At 34.1% G+C, this 4,358-nt stretch carries 8 protein-coding genes; 4 read left to right on the top strand and 4 right to left on the bottom strand.

Going from position 1 to position 4,358, the window contains the following annotated elements:
• Positions 1-248: 248 nt before the first annotated feature.
• Together ACFIKE_RS08440 and ACFIKE_RS08445 are read left to right on the top strand one after the other, a co-directional pair.
• Entirely contained in the window at positions 249-596 is a 348-nt protein-coding gene (locus tag ACFIKE_RS08440) for a hypothetical protein (protein ID WP_375649263.1), read from the top strand.
• On the top strand, positions 583-1,098 hold the full coding sequence (locus ACFIKE_RS08445; protein WP_375649265.1) for a hypothetical protein: 516 nt from the start codon (positions 583-585) through the stop codon (positions 1,096-1,098). The genes ACFIKE_RS08440 and ACFIKE_RS08445 overlap by 14 nt, the downstream gene beginning before the upstream one ends.
• Positions 1,099-1,225: 127 nt before the next feature.
• On the opposite strand, the gene ACFIKE_RS08450 is transcribed toward ACFIKE_RS08445, so the two are convergent.
• Together ACFIKE_RS08450 and ACFIKE_RS08455 are read right to left on the bottom strand one after the other, a co-directional pair.
• Positions 1,226-1,531: a BrnA antitoxin family protein gene (locus ACFIKE_RS08450; RefSeq protein ID WP_375627588.1), complete on the bottom strand. Its 306-nt coding sequence runs from the start codon at positions 1,529-1,531 to the stop codon at positions 1,226-1,228.
• The gene (locus ACFIKE_RS08455) at positions 1,509-1,808 is read right to left on the bottom strand and encodes a BrnT family toxin (protein WP_208439550.1); all 300 of its coding nucleotides are present in this window, start codon (positions 1,806-1,808) and stop codon (positions 1,509-1,511) included. Before ACFIKE_RS08455 ends, ACFIKE_RS08450 begins: the two co-directional genes overlap by 23 nt.
• A 194-nt stretch (positions 1,809-2,002) precedes the next feature.
• Between ACFIKE_RS08455 and ssb the strand changes: the two genes are divergently transcribed.
• Together ssb and ACFIKE_RS08465 are read left to right on the top strand one after the other, a co-directional pair.
• Entirely contained in the window at positions 2,003-2,446 is a 444-nt protein-coding gene (gene ssb / locus ACFIKE_RS08460; protein WP_375649267.1) for a single-stranded DNA-binding protein, read from the top strand.
• Between the two features lie 53 nt (positions 2,447-2,499).
• Positions 2,500-2,994 (top strand): hypothetical protein, encoded by a 495-nt coding sequence (locus ACFIKE_RS08465; RefSeq protein ID WP_375649269.1) that lies wholly within the window; start codon positions 2,500-2,502, stop codon positions 2,992-2,994.
• A 7-nt stretch (positions 2,995-3,001) separates the two neighbouring features.
• Here the strand turns inward: ACFIKE_RS08465 and ACFIKE_RS08470 are convergent, their stop codons facing one another.
• Entirely contained in the window at positions 3,002-3,706 is a 705-nt protein-coding gene (locus ACFIKE_RS08470; RefSeq protein WP_375649271.1) for a hypothetical protein, read from the bottom strand.
• Between the two features lie 68 nt (positions 3,707-3,774).
• Positions 3,775-4,152 (bottom strand): hypothetical protein, encoded by a 378-nt coding sequence (locus ACFIKE_RS08475; RefSeq protein WP_375649273.1) that lies wholly within the window; start codon positions 4,150-4,152, stop codon positions 3,775-3,777.
• Positions 4,153-4,358 lie beyond the last annotated feature (206 nt).

Raw genomic sequence — 4,358 nt, forward strand, 5'->3', positions numbered from 1 at the left:
GGTTATTCACAAGCAAAAACTTGAAGAGACTCTAAATGGCATTGGTGGGATAATGAAACGCTTTAGTCCACAGCAAAATAGTGAAAAGTGCTGATCATTTTACGATTAGGTATGTGTTTAAATCGACAAAAAGGCACCTTACAAAGCGATTTAAAGATTTTATGATAAATCTAACACCTGCAATATAAAAAGCTCTGTATGATCAAATTTGAGACAAATAGACCAATTGGTAAAATTAGGATTAAAGCATGTTCATTTTTAAACATTTATTCTTAAAAAACCGTAAACAACCCATGCAAAAAGAGTTTGTTGCAACAGCTGTTGGTTATGTTCCTTGGGGGGACGGAGCAGAGGAGTATTTTTACAACCTCTACGAATATGAAGACGGTACAAGAGAGTGTGAAAAGTTTGATGGCGGACAGTATTACAAAACACCTAAGAATGCCGATTTTAGTACCAAAGCGCAAGTAAAAGCATGGGTTTACGGTGGGAATATTCCGAAAAGCGTTCTCAATTACGAACCTCTTATAGATGAGATCAATAAAGAGATCAAAAAATTATCGAAAACCGCAGGAAATAAATATGTTTACAGATAAGCAGCTAAGAGCCTTGTTTGGCATTATAACTTTTATATTTTTATGTTTTTTAGGAATTAAAAAAAATCTTTACTTTATTCAGAATATTTTGACATTCGCATCTGTTTCTTTGGTAATAGTCACAACGGTTTTTGCAATTTTATGCAATTCTCATATTCCTTCTGAATTGCAGAGCAACCCAAAATACAAATGCGGAAATACAACTGGTTGGAAGATATTAACACGTGATTTACAACAGTATATGCACAGACTTTTAAAGCTAATAAGTTTAGCGCTTGTCGTTTTAATTTTCCCAAATAGTTATAAGGAAACTGTTTCTTTACCTATTATTTCTAAGTACGTGGAGCATAAGCTTTCTTTTTCATTGGATACTGTACTTTGGTACTCAGATATTGCTCTTTGGTATTCCTTTTTATTTTGTGTATTGTTTCTTATGTTACATACACGCAGTTTAATAAATATATCTATTTACACACTACAGTGCTCAGTTAAAAAAACATAGTAAAATTTCCGATTTTATAAAACTGTTCAGATTAAATGACGTTGTCTCTTCTCAACGTTCGATAAAATCAACAAGGAGATAAAAAACTATCGAAAGCAGTTTGATACTCTTTGTAGCAGGAAAGAGGTCAACGCATTGAACGAAGCATAGCGTCACGTAAAATGGCGTTAATCCGCGTTTGATATCCTTTCCCTTGACTTTTAAGCCACGCTAGAACGTCTGAATCCACACGTACTGTTGTGACAGTTTTGGTTGGTTTATAGAATGGATTGCGAACGGCGTTTTTCCAGAACGTATCATCTAGTGTTGGAATATCACTATGATCAATTGCACTATCCGGCATTGCAGCCAGTTTATCAACCTCAACTCTCTGTTTATCTGTCAAAGGTGATAAGTTACCTACATCAATTTCATAACGAACTTTCTTCTTCATAACGTTTCCTTTCTTTCGAGTTAGCTCGCCGCGCTGAAATAATACGGATTACTTCTATACCATCTTTATCATCATGGACAGTATGCGCTACGAGTAGCAGTAAAAAACCATCCACAAGACCCAAAGTTTGCCAACGATATTCTCCGTTTTCAATACGGTCTTGTTTAACCATGGCGAACGGGTCTGCAAAAACACGAGCAGCAATTTCAAAACTGACACGGTGCTTTCTAAGATTACTTTTTGCTTTAGTTTCATCCCATTCAAATCTTATTCTCATATCTTATGTTAATACATTTATGTATGTATATCAAGAGTTTTAAATGAACACTGAACTATTTATGTTTTTTTGCATATTAAATATAATTTTATATGTTAAAAAACAATAATATCCTTTTGAAATAATTGAAAAAATAAGCAAATCATGTTAAGATTTTTTATGTATTAAAATACAAGTTTAAGGTAAGAAAAAATATGCTAAATAAAGTGATGTTAATCGGGCGCCTTGGTGCTAATCCCGAAAGCAAAACAATGAATTCTGGAACAGAAATAGTCAATTTTAGTATAGCGACTTCTGAAAGCTATACGGATAAAAATACTCATCAAAAAGTAGAGAAAACAGAATGGCACTCCGTGGTGATTTTTAATCCACATTTAGCAAAAATTGCACTTCAATACCTCAACAAAGGTTCAAAGGTTTACGTAGAAGGAAAATTACAGACACGCAAATGGCAAGATAAAAATGGGCATGACCGTTACATAACAGAGATTATTTTACCACAATTCAAAGGCGAGTTGTATTTGCTTGATGCAAAGAAAGAGCAATCTGCCCCTTCTTCCGTTACTTCTCAACATTATGCTATCGCTTCAGGTGCTGCTGATCATAGTGCATCTCTTAATGACAGCATACCATTTTGATTGATAAAATATGGCAAAGAGAAACATGTGGGCTCCCACAGATTAGGGGATGTATGAAAAAGAAAGATGCTTACATTTCACAAGTGAAAGTACGTCAAGATCCTGTTAATCAATTGGCAATTGAAATGCGTGCTAAACGCTTTGGTTTGACTATTGAAGAGGCTAAAAATCCGCTTGCTGGTACTTATGTTGGGCGGCTTTGTTTGCAAGGTGTGCTTACTCAAGACCAGTATGATGTTGCGCAAAAATATCTTGAAGTGAAAAATGACTATTTGTGTGCAAAAGGTTTACCAAGCGCTGTTTATGACGAAATACCATCATCTTCTGATGACAAAGCAAGAGAGAAATGGGTTGAATTTGCAACAGGACAGTTTTCTAATATGCAAGAGGCGATAAAAGAAACACAACATCTCTATAGACAGTATAATCTTTATGCAGCAATACAATATATTATTGTCGAAGACCAAACATTACCACATCTTGTGAATTCATTGCGGGTCGCTCTTAACGCGCTTCATAAATATTTTGACAGAAAAACTAAATGGTAAATGTTTATTATAATGTTTCAAAGGCAGTTGATTGCTCTTCTGATAGTTCGGCTATAAATACTGCGTGAGAAAAGCTAAATAATATATATACGAATAGCTCAAAGAATGCGATATAGAATACAATACCCATAGAGAGGTTTTCGCGAAACTGAACCCAGAGAAGCATTGTTTGTAGTAAAAATGAAACAGGTAGCGCTTGTATTCTATATTGGATTGGTGCCATACAGACTGTAAGGGGAAGAGTAAGCATTAAAATAATTGTCCCTAACAAATAAGGGGCAAAAGAGCGGGGGAAAAACGTAGCAATGATGTACCCTGTAGAAAACATAATTATAAAGGTAACCACTGCTGTGAAATAGGAGAGCCCCACTAGGCGCAAGAGTAGAAATAAGCCACGTTTAGCAAAACGAAAGTAATAATTTATTGTTTTTTCTCCGTTTTTTTTCTTAATCGCTTTATGTTCTCTAAATCTTTCTCGTTTCTCAATTATTTCGTTCCATTTGCTTTTATCCTTTGTAAAAGCATAATCGATAGTTTCTAATGTTGGCAGTATTATTGTTAATAGTATTTTTCCTACTAAATTTAGGAACTCTTTTAGAGTTTCAAGTATGCCCCCTAGAAATAATCCAATGCCGTAAATTACTAATATAATAATATCAATTAATATTGGGATTATTAAGATAAGGATTACAATTCCTATAATAAACCACATTTTCTCCCCTTTTTTATTAATTATCAATCATAGTATTGAACCTTTAATTGATTTTTTCTCAACCAGATTCATTCTTTTTCTGTTGTTGCCAAAGCTTTTATTATTATCTTGGACAATTCCTCATTAATTATTTCCTCTTCAACCGCTTGAAGTTCATTAATTCTTTGATCTTTCCAAACAGACGCTGCCTGATAATTTTCAATTAAGCGATCATGTTCAAAATTTGCTTTTATTCCTAGGTAATTTCTCCAAGCAAACAACAAAATTGCTACCACTAATAAAAAGTTTCTTGAAAATTCAAGATGCCAAAGCACCCCGAGTACTATGACCAATAAAAGAGTACCTTGAAATTCTGTATTCCGACCATTCTCTGCTTCTTCCCACATGTCAGAGACTATAGCCCATAGTATGAGTATACCCACTATTACTATGACAATATCACGCATTGTTCTCCCCCGCTTTTTATTAGTTTCTAGTCATATAATTGATTCGTTGAGATGATACAATTGTGAGTGGTTGGTTGTTAAAGACACTAGATTTAGGTGAAAAAAATAAAAAATACACAATATAGTGATTTTTTTTGTTGACAGGATATGAAAAATAGTGTTTTATGGCGTTGCTGTACTAGTCGAATTGCGTCTAGAATTACGGT

Origin of the sequence: Bartonella sp. MU70NMGDW, from assembly GCF_042194085.1 — a bacterium.
Classification (GTDB): Bacteria; Pseudomonadota; Alphaproteobacteria; order Rhizobiales; family Rhizobiaceae; genus Bartonella; species Bartonella grahamii.